The organism is Arthrobacter hankyongi, from assembly GCF_022012395.1.
GTDB classification, from domain to species: Bacteria; Actinomycetota; Actinomycetes; order Actinomycetales; family Micrococcaceae; genus Crystallibacter; species Crystallibacter hankyongi.
Map to the genome: position 1 here is coordinate 46,302 of NZ_JAKLTQ010000019.1, position 15,935 is coordinate 62,236.

Genomic DNA, 15,935 nt, shown 5'->3' on the forward strand with positions numbered 1-15,935 from the left:
GCGGACGGCAGGTCAGAACAGCCGCGACTCGATGTCGTCCACGCCGCGCATGGCGTCGTAGTCCAGGGACAGGCACTCGATGCCGCGGTCGGTGGCCAGCACGCGTGCCTGCGGCTTGATCTGCTGGGCTGCGAACACGCCCCGGACCGGAGCCAGCAGCGGGTCGCGGTTGAGCAGTTCCAGGTAGCGGGTGAGCTGTTCGACGCCGTCGATGTCGCCGCGGCGCTTGAGTTCGACGGCGACGGTGCGGCCCGCGGCGTCCCGGGCCAGGATGTCGACCGGGCCGATGGCGGTCATGTACTCGCGCCGGATCAGCGTGCAGCCCTGGCCCAGCAGGTGGATCTGTTCGGCCAGCAGGCGCTGCAGGTCCGCCTCGACCCCGTCCTTGACCAGCCCCGGGTCGGCGCCCAGGTCGTGGCTCAGCTCGTGGAGATGTTCGTGGATGCTGATGACCAGGCGGTCGTCGCTCTTGGCATGCTGCACGTTCCAGATCTCGGCCACGCCGGCTTCGTTGTCGTCCTCGTCCGGCTCCGTCACATGCAAAGTGGCCGGTGGGCTCATCCAGTTCAGCGGCTTGTAGGAGCCCCCGTCGGAATGGATGAGGACGGAACCGTCGGCCTTGACCATCAGCAGCCGGGTGGCCAGGGGCAGATGGGCGCGGAGGCGGCCGATGTAGTCGACGGAGCAGCGGGCAATAACTAGACGCACAGTAGGCCAGTCTAGACGCCGGAATGCTCCGCCTTCGAAACGGGATCCTGCTGTAGTCCGGAACGTGGGCAGAATCCCGTTTCGCAGTGGAACCACCGTGGAGTGGCAGCGCGGACCGGACCCGGTTTGGCAGCGCGGCCGGCAGCTGGGCAGAATTGGCGTATGCCCCGCTCCAACCGTCCCCGCCGCCCCACCGGCCATGGTGCAAGGAAGGGCGCCGGGAACAAGTGGACGCGGGCTGCGGAGCCGGACGCGGATTTGGACCGTACGCGGTTCGGGCTGGCGGAGCGGCAGAGTGCTCCGGACGGGGAATGGAACATCCGGCGGATTTCGCCGTCCCGGGCGGCCAAGGACTACACCTGTCCCGGCTGTTCGCTGGTGATCAAGCCTGGCATGGAGCATCTGGTCGCCTGGCGCGAGGACTCGCTGTTCGGCGCGGAGGCTGCCCTGTCCGAGCGGCGGCACTGGCACCAGCACTGCTGGAACACCCGGAACTACCGCTACCGCGCCTAACTGCAGGCGCGCTGCGCTAGTTCTTGTCCTGCCGGGTGATGAACACTTCCTTCAGCAGCAGCATGACCGCGGCTGCCGCCGGAATGGCCATCAGTGCCCCGAGCACCCCCATCAGCGAGCCGCCGGCAATCACCGCGATGACGGCCACCGCGCCCGGGACCGCCACCGCCCGCTGCATGATGCGCGGCGAGACGAAGTAAGCCTCGATCTGCAGGTAGGCGAAATACAGCACCGCGAACAGCACCGCCGTCTGCCAGCCCACGGTCAGCGCGACCAGCGACACCATGATCCCGGCGATCATGCCGCCCACCAGCGGGATAAAGGCCAGCAGCCCCACCAGGAACGTCAGCAGTGCGGTGAAGGGAACCTGCGCGATGGTCATCGCGATGAAGGCGACGGTCGCATTGATCACCGCTACGCAGGCCTGGCCGATCACGTAGCTGCCCACGCTGTCGGTGATCTCTTCGGCCAGTACCTGTACCCGCTGCCGCCGCGAACGCGGGGCCAGACGGTAGGCCCAGATTTTCAGGGCCGGCAGGGAGGACAGGAAATACAGGGTCAGCACCAGCACGATCAGCGCGCCGAAAGCCCCGTTGGCAACAGCCGAGCCGACGCCGAGCACACCACCGAAGATCCCGGTCACCGCTTCGGAATTGGCCAGGAACTTCGCCACCTCTTCCTCGATCCGGGCCCGGACCTGGAACTGCCGGTCGATCGATTGGAAGAACGCCGAATTCAGGAAATCGGTGGTGTAGCGCGGCACATTGGCCACAATCTGGGTGGTCTGGGTAACGATGGTCGGGATCAGCACGGCGATGAAGCCCATCAGCAGGACCCCGAACACCACCACGACGGCGACGACTCCCGCCGGCCGCGGCAGCCCCTTGCGTCCCAGCCAGCGCACCACCGGGTCCAGGCCGAGGGCGATGAACATCGCGGCGGCAATCCAGCCGAGCAACTGGCCCACGTTGGACAGAATGAAGTAGACCAGCAGGGCCAGCCCCACGCCCACCGTTGCCATGAACCCGAAGTAGATGGGGTGCCTGGCGGATCCGGTACCCGGCTCGGTGCGGATGCCTGTTGGGTCCGGAACCGGCCCGACGGTCTGTTCCTCCCGCGGCTCTGCCTCCGGCGGCAGGGTGAAGCGCGGCCGGGGCTGGGCACGCGGAATTGAGGCGGCGATCCGTCCCAGCTTGGAAACCACGGATTGCTTCCGCTCGGCGCTGGCCGGCCGTGTCCGGTCCGCAGCGTCCACTGCGCTTTGCGGCAGGCCGCCGTCGCGGCCTTCCTCGTTCACGGTCACTCAGGATCCTGCCTTAGGTGCATCTGGGAGACTGCCATTTTTCCGGGCCTCGTCTGGCTCTGAGCGACACAGTACCAGCCGGCGGACCGGGTGCACCGGAGGCAGCGGCACGGACCCGCGAGCGGGTCCGTGAGCGGCCGGCGGGCCGGTTTCGTTATCATAGGGTTACCAAGTCCGGCCGACGACGGCGGCAACTCGAGCATCTACTGATGTGGCTCGAGCACCCACTCAAGCAACAACTGATAGGTATTTGCGTGCGACTGAAGATAGCTGTTGGCCTCATCGTGGCGGGCCTGCTGGCCGTGGTCTGGGGCATCGGCCTGAAGACCATCTGGGCTCCGCCGGAGACGGTGACGGCGAGCTATTCCAGCGATGCCGCGGCGCCGCTGACCGTCATCGAGCCGGCCGTCCTGAAGCAGAGCCCCGACAACGTCGACATCAAGGTTGAGGGCGACGGGGAGTTCCTGTTGGCCGTCGGCCGGTCCGACGATGTGAAGGCCTGGGTGGGTTCGGCCGCCCACACCACGATCAGCGGCGCCGACGACGGCGCCCTGCAGGGCAGCCGTACCGACGGCGACGCGAAGGTGCCCAACCCGGCCGGTTCCGATCTTTGGGTCAGCGAGGAAACCGCCGACTCGGCGATCGATTACAGCTGGACCGACCCGGCACCGGGGCAGTGGTCCATTCTGCTGGCCGCCGACGGTACCAAGCCGGCCCCCACCAAGGTCACCGTGAGCTGGCCGAACGATACCGCCACCCCATGGGCGCTGGCACTGATCATCGTCGGTGCGCTGGCCGCGGTACTGGGCGGTGCGCTGGCCGTCGTCGCCGGCAAGCGCAGCGTTCCGCCGGCCCCGCCCGCTGCGGGCCGGCCCGGCGGCGGACGCCGCGTGGCCACCGAACCGTCGAGCCCGGTGGGCGGCTGGACCCCGGACCGGGAATCCGGCCGGGCCCGGTTCGCGGCCGGGGCACTGGCAGCGCTGGCGCTGGCCGCCGGCCCGGCCCTGCCCGCCCAGGCCGCGGTCCCGGCTGCCGAGGCAGCCGGCGCGGGAACCGAGCAGGCTGCCGCGCACCCGGTCCTGCTGCCCGGCCAGCTGACCCGCATCATGGACGCGGTCGGCGCCGCAGTTTCCGCCGGCGACTCGGCCAAGGACGCCAAGAAACTCCAGGACCGCGTGACCGGCCCCGCGCTGACCATGCGTTCGGCGAACTACCGGGTCCGTGCGGGCAAGGGCAAGGTCGAGGCGCCGGTGCCTGTTTCCGCAGGACCGGTCCTGACCTCGATGATCAGTTCGACGCCGGAATGGCCGCGCACTGCCGTGGCCGTGACCAAGGGCAAGAACAATCCTGTCCCGCAGGTGATCGTGCTTTCGCAGGCCGAGGCCCGCGAAAACTACAAGATGATCGGCGCCGTACAGATGCTGCCCGGCACCAAGTTCCCGCAGGTCTCCACCGAGGAGGGCGGCACCGCAGCGGTGGCGCCCGCGGATAAGGACGGGCTGGCCTATTCGCCGCAGCAGGCTCTGGAGCTGCTTTCCGGCTACCTGACCTCGGGCAGGAACAGCAATGCCGTGGCCAAGAACACCTTTGCGGACCAAATCCGGTCCTTCCAGAAGGACCAGCAGACCTCGAACAAGAACGCCAAAATCACCTTCAGCCGCTCCATCGACAAGGGCTCCGTCCGCACATTGCGCACGGCCGACGGCGGTGCGGTGGTTTACGGGACCTTGCGCAGCCTGATGCGCAGCCTGCCCTCCGAGTCCGGCGCCGTCGTGGAGCTGTCGCCTGAGTTCGCGGCGCTGGCCGGGGCCGACTCGACCACCAAGGGTGCCGATGTGACCTACGCCGAGGCGGTGTTCCTGCAGGTGCCGCCGGCCGGGTCCAACGACAAGGTCTCCGTGGTCGGCGTGGCCCAGGACCTGGTCGCCGCGAAGCTGAAGTAGGCCGGCAGTCGAAGAATCCTCCACCAACCGCACTGCAGGGTCCGCCTGCTCGTATTAGGGTGTTGCCATGACCACTCCTACCCCAGGACAAGGCCCTGCGCCGCTTTCCGCCAACCTGCGCGGCGCCGTTGATCTGTCCGCGCTGGCGCGCCCCCGGGCGCAGGCTCCGGCGGCCGGCGGGTCCGAACCGGCCGCCGCCACCGACGGTTACATCGTCGAAGCCAACCAGGAAAGTTTCTCCGCGCTGATCCAGCTCTCGGGCCAGGTGCCCGTGATCGTGGAGCTGACCGCCGGCTGGAGCGACATCGCCACCCAGCTGTCGCCGGTGATGGAAAAGGTGGCCCGGGAATTTGCCGGCCGCTTTGTCCTGGCCCGGGTCGACGTGGATGCCAGCCCCGGCATCGCCCAGGCCTTCCAGCTGCAGAGCGTGCCGGCGGCGGTGGCGCTGCTCAAGGGCCAGCCCATCCCGCTCTTCCAAGGTCTGGCCAGCGAGGACGAGCTGCGGTCCTTTGTGAATGAGCTGCTCAAGGTGGCCCAGGCCAACGGAGTCACCGGCCAGACCGGAGCCGAGGGCGAGCCGGCCGAGCTGCCGCTGCCGCCGCTGCACCAGGAGGCCTTCGACGCAATCGAGGCCGGGGACTATGCGGCCGCTGCTGCGGCTTACCGCAAGGCCCTGGCCGAGCAGCCCGGCGACAACGAAGCCCGGGCCGGACTGGCCCAGGTTGAGCTGATGCAGCGGCTGGAGTCCGCGGATGCCAACGCCATCCGCGCCGCTGCGGCCGAAAGCCAGGACGACCTGGAGGCCCAGCTGGCGGTGGCGGACCTGGACGTCGCAGGCGGCCATGTGGAGGACGCCTTCGCCCGGCTGGTGCGGTTCGTCGGCCGCAGCACGGGGGACGAGCGTGAGACCGCGCGCGCCCGGCTGGTCGAGCTGTTCGACATCGTCGGCGCTTCCGATCCCCGGGTGGCCAAGGCGCGCCAGGCCCTGGCCCGGGCCCTCTTCTAGGACGGCAGCAGGGCCCGCTGCCGATGGCTGCCCCCGGACTGTTCGACCCGCTGGAGCTGCGCGGACTGCCCCTGGCGCACCGCGGCTGGGTGGCCCCGATGTGCCAGTATTCGGTGGACCCTGCCGCCGGCGCCGGCGTGCCCAATGACTGGCACCTGATGCATCTGGGACAGTTCGCCGCCGGCGGCGCGGCACTGATCCTGACCGAGGCGACGGCGGTCAGCGCCGAGGGGCGTATCAGCCCGCGGGACACCGGGCTGTGGACGGACGGGCAGGCCCAGGCCTGGAGCCGGATCGTCGGTTTTGTGCACCGGCATGGGCCCGTTGGGACCAGAATCGGCGTCCAGCTGGCCCATGCCGGCCGCAAGGCCTCCACCTACTGGCCGTTCGCGGCCGAGCGCGGCAGCGTCGCCCCGGCCGACGGCGGCTGGCAGACGGTCGGGCCGACCACGGAGCCCTTCGGCGATTACGCTGCTCCGGCGGCGCTGGACGAGGCAGGCCTCCTGGCCGTGGTCGCGGACTTCCGCGCGGCGGCGGAACGTGCGGTGCAGGCCGGTTTCGATGCCGTGGAAATCCACGCGGCCCACGGCTATCTCCTGCATCAGTTCCTCAGCCCGCTGGTCAACACCCGGCGGGATGGCTGGGGCGGCACCGCGGCCAACCGCTCGCGCCTCGTGCTGGCCGTGGTGGCCGCGGTGCGGTCGGCCATCCCGGACGCCATGCCGCTGCTATTGCGCGTGTCCGCCTCCGACTGGGTGCCGGGCGGGCTGGAACCGGCGGATCTGGCCGGACTGGCCGTGCGCGCGCGGGACGCCGGGGTGGACCTGATCGATGTGTCCAGCGGCGGGGCGGTGGCCGGTGCGCAGATTCCGCTCGGCCCGGGCTACCAGGTGCCCTTCGCGGCCGAAATCCGCCGCGAATCCGGGCTGCCGGTGGGCGCCGTCGGGCTGATCTCCCGGCCCGCGCACGCCCAGCGGATCATTGCCGAAGGATCCGCGGACGCAGTGCTGATTGCCCGGGCGGCCCTGCGGGACCCGCATTGGTGGCTGCGCGCCGGCGTCGACCTCGGCGCCAAGGTGCCGTGGCCGCCGCAGTACGAACGCGCGGCAGTGACCGAGGATTATTAGGATTTTTAATCCCTTCGGATGACCCTCGCGCCGCGCGGGCGTTGCTAGCGTGGCGGTATGACTTCGCCCGCACCTGAGAGTTCCCCGGATCCGGCGGCCACGCGGTTCCCGGACCGGCCCGTGGCGGCCCACGAGCCCGCCCTGTCCATCCGCGGCCTGGCCAAGGCCTTCGGCGGCAAGATTGCCGTCAACGGCGTCAGCCTCGATGTTCCGGCCGGCTCGTTCTACGGCCTCGTGGGCCCGAACGGAGCCGGCAAGACCACCACCTTGTCGATGGCCACCGGACTGCTGCGTCCGGACTATGGCCAGGTCGTGGTGCACGGAGTGGACGTCTGGTCCCAGCCGCTGCAGGCCAAGCGCCTGATGGGCATCCTGCCGGACGGGGTGCGCCTCTTCGACCGGCTCACCGGCGAGCAGCTGGTCACCTACGCCGGCCTGCTGCGCGGCATGGACCGCCAGACGGTGGCCGGGCGCGTGGCGGACCTGCTCCGGGCCCTGGATTTGGCCAAGGACGCCGGCACGCTGGTGGTGGACTACTCCGCCGGCATGACCAAGAAGATCGCCCTGGCCTCGGCGCTGATCCATGCGCCCCGGCTGCTGGTCCTGGACGAACCGTTCGAGTCGGTGGATCCGGTTTCGGCGGCCAACATCCGCGACATCCTGCACAATTACGTGGATTCCGGCGGCACCGTGATCGTCTCCAGCCATGTCATGGACCTGGTGCAGCGGATGTGCGACCACGTGGCAGTCATCGCCGGGGGCCATGTGCTGGCTGCGGGCACCGTGGATGAAGTCCGCGCCGGCGAAAGCCTCGAGGACCGGTTCGTGGAACTGGTCGGCGGACGCAACCAGGCGGAGGGGCTCGAGTGGTTGCGCACCTCGTAAGGCTCAAGCTGACCCTGCTGCGCAACGGCTTCCGGCGCAGTCCCTGGCAGCTGGTGGGGGTGATCCTCGGCGGGCTGTATGCGCTCGGCCTGCTGGCCATGCTGATTACCGGCCTGTTCTTCCTCAGCTACACCGACCCGGCCACCGCCCGCACCGCGGTGATCCTCGGCGGGGCCGCGGCCTTCGTGGGCTGGGCCCTGATCCCGCTGGTGGCCTTTGGCGTGGACATGACGCTGGATCCGGCGCGGTTCGTCACCTTCGCCGTGCCCATGCCGCAGCTGCTGGCCGGGCTGGCGGTCGGCGGCGTCCTGGGCATTCCCGGTATCATCACCCTGCTGGCGGCGCTGGGTCAGGCCGCCGCCTGGTGGCAGCACCCGGCAGCGATGATCGCCGCGGTGCCGTGCGCCGTGCTGGCCGTGCTCACCGCGGTCGTCCTCTCGCGGCTGACCACCTCGGCGACCACGGCACTGGCCAGCTCGCGCCGGTTCAAGGATGCTTCCGGTGTCATCGCCATCGTGCCGCTGGTGCTGCTGGGGCCGATCAGCTTCGGGATCATGGAGGGGCTGCGCAGCTCGCAGGATTTCCTGCCGGTGCTGGCCGATACGCTGTCCTGGACCCCGCTGGGCAGCATCTGGGCCGTGCCCGGGGACCTGGCCACGGGCAGCTGGGGTGCCGCCGCGGCCAAGCTGGCCATCAGCCTGCTGGCGCTGGCCGTGCTGGCCTGGCTGTGGAAACTGAGCCTGGCCCGGGCATTGGTCACGCCGGCACACAACGCCGTGGCCAGCCGCAAGGCCGGGAACCTGGGCCTGTTTGCGCGGGTCCCCGCCACCCCGGCCGGGGCCGTGGCGGCCCGGGCACTGACCTACTGGCTGAAGGATCCCCGCTACGGCGCGTCCCTGATCGTGGTTCCGCTGATCCCGGTGGTGATGTTCTTCGGCGTGAGCCAGGCCGGCGACCTTACCCCGATGCTGTGGCTGGGCCCGATCCTGGCCTTCCTGCTGGCGTTCTCCATTTCGGCCGACATTTCCTACGACAACACCGCCTTCGCCCTGCACCTGGCGGCCGGCGTCAGCGGCCTGGCCGACCGCACCGGGCGCGCGGCTGCCTGCGCTCTGTTCGCCCTTCCGGCCACCGTGCTGGCCGCGGTCATTCCGGTTGCGCTGATGGGCCGGTGGGAGCTGCTGCCCGCCGTGCTGGGGCTCTCCCTGGGCACGCTGCTGAGCGGGCTGGGCCTCTCCAGCGTGGTGTCGGCCCGCTACACCTACAACGTGCCGCTGCCGGGCGAGAGCCCGTTCAAGACCCCGCCCGGCTCGGGCGTGCGGATGATGGTGGTGCAGTGCCTGGGCATGGTTGCCCTGGTCCTGCTGGTGCTGCCCGAAGGATTGCTGGCGCTGGCGTTTGTGTTGACCGGCCAGCCGCTGTGGGGATGGCTGGCGCTGGCGGTGGGCGTGGTGCTGGGCTCGGTCCTGCTGGCCGCAGGCCTGCGGATCGGCGGCCGCTGGTACGACCGCCGCGGGCCGGAACTGCTGCAGGCCGTGTCGGTCAACAAATAGCCGGCAGCGGCCCCCCGGGGACCGGCGGCCCGGCCTCCGGTGTCCGGTTCTGGGCCGGTGCGGCGTGCCGGTGCCGTTGCGGGACGGCAGCCGGGCCAATGCCGGACACGGCGGCACACCGGCCGCGGCAGCCGTGACCGGCCCGCCGCGCCCGGAAGGACCCGGGCCCGGGGCTAAGATGGATGACATGAGTTTGCCTCCAGACCCCTTCGAAAACGACCCGTTCCGGCCGTCGGGCCCGGGTGGATCGACCTCCACCATCGAGCGCGAGGAACTGCGCGAGGAACTCGAACCGGGTGACCGCGACCGATTTGCGCACTACGTGCGCAAGGAAAAGATCATGGAGTCCGCCCTGTCCGGGGAACCGGTCATCGCGCTCTGCGGCAAGGTCTGGGTACCGGGCCGCGATCCGAACAAGTTCCCGGTGTGCCCCGACTGCAAGAAGATCTACGACGGGCTCCGCCCCGGCGGCAAGGAATAAACCCCGCGCCGTGTCCTGATCCCTCCGGGCCGGCCGCAGCCCGGTTGCCGGGCCGGCCCGCCGGACGCTGCCCGGCCGCGAGAAAGTTAGTGCCGATTCCCTTATGACCGAGCCGCCTGCCTCCAAAGCATCCGGGGCAATGGCGGCTACCTACCGGCCGCCGACCATCGGGCTGCTGGCCATCATCACCATCTTCGCCTTCGAGGCGATGGCCGTCGCCACGGCCATGCCGGTGGTGTCCCGGGAGCTGGACGGCCGGTCCGCCTACGGGCTGGCCTTCTCCATGTTCCTGACGGCCTCGCTGCTGGGCTCGGTGCTGGGCGGGCTCTGGTGCGATGCGCGCGGGCCCCGGCCCGCCGTCGGCACCGGCATGGGCCTGGCCGTGGCGGGGCTGGTGCTTTCCGGTCTGGCCGGGGAATTCTGGCTCTTCACCGCAGGCCGTGCCGTTGCCGGACTCGGCGGCGGATTCATGATCGTGGCCGTCTACGTGGTCATCGGCCAGGCCTACCCGCAGAAGCTGCAGCCGGTCATCTTCGGCTGGATGGCGGCCGCGTGGGTGGTGCCCTCGCTGCTGGGCCCGCTCGCGGCCGGGCTGCTGACCCAATATGTGTCCTGGCGGCTGGTCTTCTACGGCGTCGCCCCGCTGGTGCTCACCGCCGTGCTGGCGATCTGGCCCAGGCTCCGGCAGCTGGGCGTGCCGCAGGAAGCAGCGGTGCCGGCACCGGACCGGCGCAGCGGCCGGAGCCGGGCGCTGCGCGGGCTGCTGCTGGCCGGGGGAGTCCTGCTGGCGCAGTGGGCGGCGTACGAAGCGGCTGCCGGCGGAACAGCCGTGCTGTACCCGGTGGCAGCGGCCGGCGCGGTGCTGGCCCTGCTCGTCCTGCCAGGACTCATGCCGCCGGGGATCCTGCGGCTGCGGCGTGGCCTGCCCAGCGTCATCCTGACCCGCGGTACCCTGAACATCGCGTTCTTCGGAGCCGAGGCGTTCATCCCGCTGATGCTGGTCGCCTCCCACGGAATCGAGCCGGCCACCGCGGGGCTGACGCTGACTTCGGGGGCGCTGGGCTGGACCATCGGCTCCTTCATCCAGGCCAAGGTGGGCAGCCGGCGGCACCGGCTGCTGGTGGCAGGTTCGGGGCTGCTGGCCGTCTGCCTGGCCCTGCTGCCGCTGGTGTCCGGTCCGCAGGTGCCGCTGTGGCTCCTGATGGCCGCGTGGACGGCGGCCGGTCTCGCGATGGGACTGGCCTTGTCCACCACCTCGGTGCTGATCCTGGAACTGTCTCCGCCAGCGGAACAGGGCCGGAACTCGTCGTCGCTGCAGCTGGCCGACCAGCTCGGCGGCGTCGTCGGCACCGCCGGCGCGGGTGCACTGTTCACGGTGCTGCACCAGCCCGGCGCAGCGGGGGACAGCGGCTCCTACACCGTGATCTGGCTCGCCCTGGCAGTCTTTGCCGCCGCGGGCCTGTACACTGGCTGGCGCAGTTCACCGCGCAAGCCCACAACTGCAACCAAGGAGGAGATCAGGAGCGTATGAGCAATGACACGCTCTTCGGCGCCGGACCGGCGCTGCCGCCGGCCTACCCGGAACGCGCAGCCTGGGGTACTGCCCCGAAGCTGCGCCAATGGCAGGCCGAGGCGCTCCAGCAGTACTTCGAGATGGCGCCCCAGGACTTCCTGGCCGTGGCCACCCCTGGGGCCGGCAAGACAACCTTCGCGCTGCGGGTGGCCACCGAACTGGTGGGCCGCGGCACGGTCAACCGGATCGTCGTCGTCGCCCCCACCGACCACCTCAAGCGCCAGTGGGCGGATGCGGCAGCCCGGGTGGGGCTGTCCATCGACCCGAACTTCAAGAATTCCGACGGCGCGCACGGCCGGGATTTCATCGGCGTCGCCGTGACCTACGCCCAGGTGGCGATGAAGCCGATGCTGCACCGGGCCAAGACGGAGGCGGCCCGGACCCTGGTGATCCTGGACGAGATCCACCACGGCGGCGACGCCCTGTCCTGGGGCGACGGCATCCGCGAAGCCTTCGACCCGGCGGCGCGGCGGCTGGCCCTGACCGGAACCCCGTTCCGCTCCGACACCGCCGCGATCCCGTTCGTGGAGTACGTCGAGGACAAGGACGGGATCCGCCGCTCCCGCGCCGACTACACCTACGGCTACGGCAATGCCCTGCGCGACCATGTGGTGCGTCCGGTGATTTTCATGGCCTACTCCGGCCAGATGCGCTGGCGCACCAGCGCCGGGGATGAAATGGCCGCGTCCCTGGGCGAGGCAGCGGTCACCAAGGATGTCACCGCCCAAGCCTGGCGCACCGCCCTGAACCCGCAGGGCCAGTGGATCCCATCGGTCCTGGCGGCGGCGGACAAGCGCCTGACCGAGGTCCGCCGTGCCGTGCCGGATGCCGGCGGCCTGGTCATCGCCACGGACCACGACGACGCCCGGGCGTATGCCGGCCAGCTGAAGAAGATCACCGGCGAATCGCCCACCGTGATCCTCTCCGACGACGCCGGCGCCTCGGAAAAGATCGAGTCGTTCTCGGCCGGGGATTCGCGCTGGATGGTTGCGGTGCGCATGGTCTCCGAAGGCGTGGACGTGCCGCGGCTGGCCGTCGGCGTCTATGCCACCTCGACCGCGACCCCGCTGTTCTTCGCCCAGGCCATCGGCCGCTTCGTGCGCGCCCGCAAGCGCGGGGAGACCGCCTCGGTCTTCCTGCCCTCGGTGCCGAACCTGATGGCGCTGGCCAGCCAGATGGAGGTGGAGCGGGACCACGCCCTGGACCGGCCGGACAAGGACAACGACGAGGGCCACATTCCCGAAGAGGACCTGATGGAGGCGGCCAACCGCGAGGAGAAGGCCTCCGATTCGCTGACCAAGGGCAAGTACGAGGCTCTCGAATCCCAGGCGGCCTTCGACCGGGTGTTGTTCGACGGCGGCGAATTTGGTACCGGCGGCGAACTGGGCTCCGAAGAAGAGCTGGACTTCCTGGGCATCCCCGGTCTGCTGGATGCGGACCAGGTGGGCGTGCTGCTGCGCCAGCGCCAGCAGGAACAGCAGTCGCGCAAGCGTGGCCGGGCCTCCGCCGTGCCGGAGGCCGAGGTGCAGGTGGTGGACCACCGGCAACTGACGGAGCTGCGCAGCCAACTGGCCAAGAACGTCTCGGCCTGGTCGGCGCGCTCGGGCATGCCGCACGGCGTGGTCCACTCCGAACTGAGGCGCATCTGCGGCGGACCCGCCGTGGCCCAGGCCAACGAGGAACAGTTGAGCAAACGGCTGAAGAAACTCCAGGACTGGTTCATCGGCCGCAAGTGACCCCGCCGGCCAGTTCACCTGACCACGCTGGCGGAGGTCCGCCGGCGGGTCAGGCGGTGCGCAGGACCTCGATGCCGTTGTCCTCGAACTCGGCGAGGGTTTCCTCCACCCGGACCTGGTTGATGCCGGCGGTCAGCGGCAGCAGCACCGACGTGGTGTAGCCGGCCTGCGCCGCATCCAGCGCGGTGGCACGCACGCAGTAGTCGGTGGCAAGCCCGGCGACCACCACCTCGTCCACCTCGTTCTGGCGAAGCCAGTCGTCCAGGGTGACCAGGTCCGCGTCCTCGGCCTCTTCGTCTTCGTCGCGCTCGCCGCTGGCCACCTCGTCCTCCGGCGCGAGCACGCCCTCGAACCCCGAGTAGGCGGCCTCGTAGGCGCCCTTGCGGAAATATGCGTCGATCGGGTCCGTGTCCAGATCCGGGTGCAGCCGGGCACCCTTGGTACCGGCCACGCAGTGCGCCGGCCAGCTGTCTTTGTAGTCCGGCTCGTCGGAGAAATGGCTGCCGGGCTCAATGTGCCAGTCCTGGGTGGCCACCACGAAATCGTAGCGTTCGGGCTGGTTCTCCAGATGTTCGCTGATATCCGAAGCCACCTGCGCCCCGCCGGCCACCCCCAGCGATCCGCCCTCGCAGAAGTCGTTCTGCACGTCAACGATAATCAGGGCCCGGGTCATCACTACTCCTCGAATACTGTGGGGATTGCGGCTTCGCCGCGCTGCAGCCGGTACACCGTCCGGGGCATCTCCGCCATCGAAGCCGCGTGGCGTTCGATGCCGCGCATGACGCCCGCAGCCCCGGTCCAGCCGTCGAACAGTTCGCCGTTCTTGACGAACTGCTGCAGCAGCGGCCTGTCATTGCCGTCGTCGGCCGGGCGGTGGCCGACGCCGAGGATCTCGGCGGTGGCGGTGCCGTCCTCGTCCAGCCGCCGCAGGGCGTACTTGCGTCCGCCCAGCGATACCTTGTCCTTGGCCTTCTTCGCCACCGGGACCTGCACCCCCCGGCCGTCCTCGCGGCTGACCAGTTTGTAGACCATGCTGGCGGTCGGTGCCCCGGAACCGGTCACCAGTTCGGTGCCTACGCCGTAGGCGTCCACCGGTGCCGAGGCCAGGGCGGCGATGGCGTATTCGTCCAGGTCCGAGGTCACCGTGATCCGGGTGTGGTGGTTGCCCAGGTCGTCCAGCAATTTGCGCACCCACTGGGCCTGGGCGATCAAGTCTCCGGAGTCCAGCCGGACCCCGCCCAGCGCAGGTCCGGCCAGTTCGACGGCGGTGCGGACGGCGGTTTCGACGTCGTAGGTATCGGCCAGCAGCGTGGTGCCCGGACCCATCGAGGCAAGCTGCGCCTCGAAGGCCTCGCGCTCGCTATCGTGCAGCAGCGTGAACGAGTGGGCGGCGGTGCCCACCGTCTTCAGTCCATAGCGGAAACCCGCCTCCAGGTTCGAGGTGCTGCCGAAGCCGGCGATGACGGCCGCGCGCGCGGCGGCGACGGCGGATTCCTCGTGCGTGCGGCGCGAGCCCATCTCGATGCACGGCCGGCCGCCCGCGGCACCGGTCATCCGGGACGCCGCCGAGGCGATGGCGCTGTCATGGTTCAGGACCGACAGGACGAAGGTCTCCAGCACGCACGCCTCGGCGAAGCTGGATTCGACGATCAGGACCGGGGAATAGGGCAGGTACACCTCGCCCTCGGCATAGCCGTAGATGTCCCCGGTGAAGCGGAACCCCGCCAGGTAGTCGATGGTTTTCTGGTTGATCACCTTGGTCCGGGACAGGAACTGCAGCTGTTCGTCGGAGAAGGTAAAGTTCCGGATGCCCTCGAGGATCCTGCCGGTCCCGGCCACAATGCCGTAGCGGCGGCCGTCGGGCAGCCGGCGTGCGAAGGCCTCGAAGACCGAACGCCGGTGGGCGGTTCCGGAATGCAGCGCGGCCTGCAGCATGGTCAGCTCGTAGTGGTCGGTGAACAGTGAAGTGCTGGGGTGGTCCCAGCCGGCAGCGGTGGTCACGTTTCAAACTTTAGTCTGCCGTTCGCCGTCCGAGTACCGGTCCCGGCCCTGCAGGCGGTCACGCCTAGAATGGAAACCATGACTTCTGCCATCCTGCCGGCCGCCGGCGCCGGGACCGCCTGTGCGCCCACAGCCGTACTGTCCACCGTCCTGGACGCGGATACCGAGGCAGGCACCAGGACCGAAGCGTGGCAGGCCACCGCCACGGACGTGCCATGGGTGGTCATCGTCTGGAACGATCCGGTGAACCTGATGAGCTACGTCAGCTACGTGTTCCAGAGCTACTTCGGCTATTCCGAGACCAAGGCCAACAAGCTCATGCTGGAAGTCCACCAGCTCGGCAAGTCGGTAGTGGCCAGCGGCAGCCGGGAGAAGGCGGAACAGGACACCGTGGCCATGCATTCCTTCGGCCTCTGGGCCACCTGCCAGAAGGCCGAGTAGAGGAGCACCCATGGCCAGAGCATTCAAGAACACACGCAAGGGCATCACCGGGCACCTGGAGCCGGGTGAGCGCCAGCTGATCCGCCGCCTGTTCGAGGACATCATCGGCATGCTCGAACCCGAACCTTCGGCTGCGGAGGATCCGCTGGCGGCCTTGGTCGGGCTGGACCAGTATGCGGTCCGGCCCCAGGACAGCGCGTTGCTGCGCCTGCTGCCGGATGCGGTGCGCGGAGACGATGACGCCGCCCTGGAGTTCCGCCGGCTGACCGAGCGTTCGCTGCGCGAGCAGAAGCTGGCGGCGCTGCGTGCCAGCGCGCTGCTGCTGGACCACAGCCCGCTGCAGCTGAACGAGGAGCAGGCCCGGCTCTTTGCCCGGGCCGTCAACGACGTGCGCCTGGTCCTCGCGGACCGGCTGGATATCAAGACGGACGAGGACGCGCAGGCGCTGCACGACGTGGACGACTGGTCCCAGGCCGAAGACCTGGACACCTATCTGGCCCTGGTGTACAACTTCCTGACCTGGCTGCAGGAAGCGCTGATGCAGGCCCTGCTGGACGGTCTGGGCCGTACCCGTGAATCTGAATAGGACCGCCCTGGAGTGGGTTCCGAGGGCCCCAGCGTGGCGACGAAGTCGACACGCTGGGAGCGCTCCAATCGCTGTGAGA

The 15,935-nt window shown here is 69.7% G+C and carries 15 protein-coding genes; 11 read left to right on the forward strand and 4 right to left on the reverse strand.

Annotated elements, in window-relative coordinates; all coding sequences use genetic code 11:
- Positions 1 to 12 precede the first annotated feature (12 nt).
- Complete coding sequence (gene nucS, locus LVY72_RS19105; RefSeq protein WP_237825017.1) at positions 13 to 708, reverse strand: endonuclease NucS; 696 nt, start codon at positions 706 to 708, stop codon at positions 13 to 15.
- A 162-nt stretch (positions 709 to 870) separates the two neighbouring features.
- Here nucS and LVY72_RS19110 point away from each other — a divergent pair, with 162 nt between their 5' ends.
- The gene (locus LVY72_RS19110; RefSeq protein WP_237825019.1) at positions 871 to 1,221 is read left to right on the forward strand and encodes an Rv1322 family protein; all 351 of its coding nucleotides are present in this window, start codon (positions 871 to 873) and stop codon (positions 1,219 to 1,221) included.
- A 16-nt stretch (positions 1,222 to 1,237) separates the two neighbouring features.
- On the opposite strand, the gene LVY72_RS19115 is transcribed toward LVY72_RS19110, so the two are convergent.
- A complete protein-coding gene (locus LVY72_RS19115) occupies positions 1,238 to 2,524 on the reverse strand; it encodes an AI-2E family transporter (protein ID WP_372463736.1) in 1,287 nt (428 codons plus the stop codon).
- 254 nt (positions 2,525 to 2,778) lie between these two features.
- Between LVY72_RS19115 and LVY72_RS19120 the strand changes: the two genes are divergently transcribed.
- From LVY72_RS19120 to LVY72_RS19155, 8 genes are all read left to right on the forward strand, one after another.
- Positions 2,779 to 4,467 carry a DUF8094 domain-containing protein gene (locus LVY72_RS19120; RefSeq protein ID WP_237825021.1) on the forward strand — a complete coding sequence of 563 codons (1,689 nt, stop codon included), beginning with the start codon at positions 2,779 to 2,781 and terminating at the stop codon, positions 4,465 to 4,467.
- A gap of 67 nt (positions 4,468 to 4,534) precedes the next feature.
- On the forward strand, positions 4,535 to 5,473 hold the full coding sequence (locus tag LVY72_RS19125) for a tetratricopeptide repeat protein (protein ID WP_237825030.1): 939 nt from the start codon (positions 4,535 to 4,537) through the stop codon (positions 5,471 to 5,473).
- 23 nt (positions 5,474 to 5,496) lie between these two features.
- Positions 5,497 to 6,600, forward strand: coding sequence for an NADH:flavin oxidoreductase/NADH oxidase (locus LVY72_RS19130; RefSeq protein WP_237825032.1), 1,104 nt, complete (start codon positions 5,497 to 5,499; stop codon positions 6,598 to 6,600).
- Between the two features lie 57 nt (positions 6,601 to 6,657).
- Positions 6,658 to 7,485, forward strand: a complete 828-nt coding sequence (locus LVY72_RS19135) for an ABC transporter ATP-binding protein (protein ID WP_237825035.1) — start codon at positions 6,658 to 6,660, stop codon at positions 7,483 to 7,485.
- Positions 7,467 to 9,038 carry a transporter gene (locus tag LVY72_RS19140; protein ID WP_237825037.1) on the forward strand — a complete coding sequence of 524 codons (1,572 nt, stop codon included), beginning with the start codon at positions 7,467 to 7,469 and terminating at the stop codon, positions 9,036 to 9,038. Before LVY72_RS19135 ends, LVY72_RS19140 begins: the two co-directional genes overlap by 19 nt.
- Positions 9,039 to 9,225: 187 nt before the next feature.
- A complete protein-coding gene (locus LVY72_RS19145; protein WP_372463737.1) occupies positions 9,226 to 9,519 on the forward strand; it encodes a DUF3039 domain-containing protein in 294 nt (97 codons plus the stop codon).
- Positions 9,520 to 9,658: 139 nt separating this feature from the next.
- Positions 9,659 to 11,050: an MFS transporter gene (locus LVY72_RS19150; RefSeq protein ID WP_237825060.1), complete on the forward strand. Its 1,392-nt coding sequence runs from the start codon at positions 9,659 to 9,661 to the stop codon at positions 11,048 to 11,050.
- Positions 11,047 to 12,828, forward strand: coding sequence for a DEAD/DEAH box helicase (locus tag LVY72_RS19155; RefSeq protein WP_237825068.1), 1,782 nt, complete (start codon positions 11,047 to 11,049; stop codon positions 12,826 to 12,828). The genes LVY72_RS19150 and LVY72_RS19155 overlap by 4 nt, the downstream gene beginning before the upstream one ends.
- Before the next feature lie 49 nt (positions 12,829 to 12,877).
- Here the strand turns inward: LVY72_RS19155 and LVY72_RS19160 are convergent, their stop codons facing one another.
- A complete protein-coding gene (locus LVY72_RS19160) occupies positions 12,878 to 13,501 on the reverse strand; it encodes an isochorismatase family protein (RefSeq protein WP_237825077.1) in 624 nt (207 codons plus the stop codon).
- Between the two features lie 2 nt (positions 13,502 to 13,503).
- Positions 13,504 to 14,829, reverse strand: coding sequence for a nicotinate phosphoribosyltransferase (locus tag LVY72_RS19165; RefSeq protein ID WP_237825085.1), 1,326 nt, complete (start codon positions 14,827 to 14,829; stop codon positions 13,504 to 13,506).
- Positions 14,830 to 14,907: 78 nt separating this feature from the next.
- On the opposite strand from LVY72_RS19165, the gene clpS reads away from it, so the two are divergent.
- Together clpS and LVY72_RS19175 are read left to right on the forward strand one after the other, a co-directional pair.
- Positions 14,908 to 15,270 carry an ATP-dependent Clp protease adapter ClpS gene (clpS, locus tag LVY72_RS19170; RefSeq protein WP_237825096.1) on the forward strand — a complete coding sequence of 121 codons (363 nt, stop codon included), beginning with the start codon at positions 14,908 to 14,910 and terminating at the stop codon, positions 15,268 to 15,270.
- Between the two features lie 10 nt (positions 15,271 to 15,280).
- Positions 15,281 to 15,856 carry a DUF2017 domain-containing protein gene (locus LVY72_RS19175; protein ID WP_237825104.1) on the forward strand — a complete coding sequence of 192 codons (576 nt, stop codon included), beginning with the start codon at positions 15,281 to 15,283 and terminating at the stop codon, positions 15,854 to 15,856.
- Positions 15,857 to 15,935: the final 79 nt, after the last annotated feature.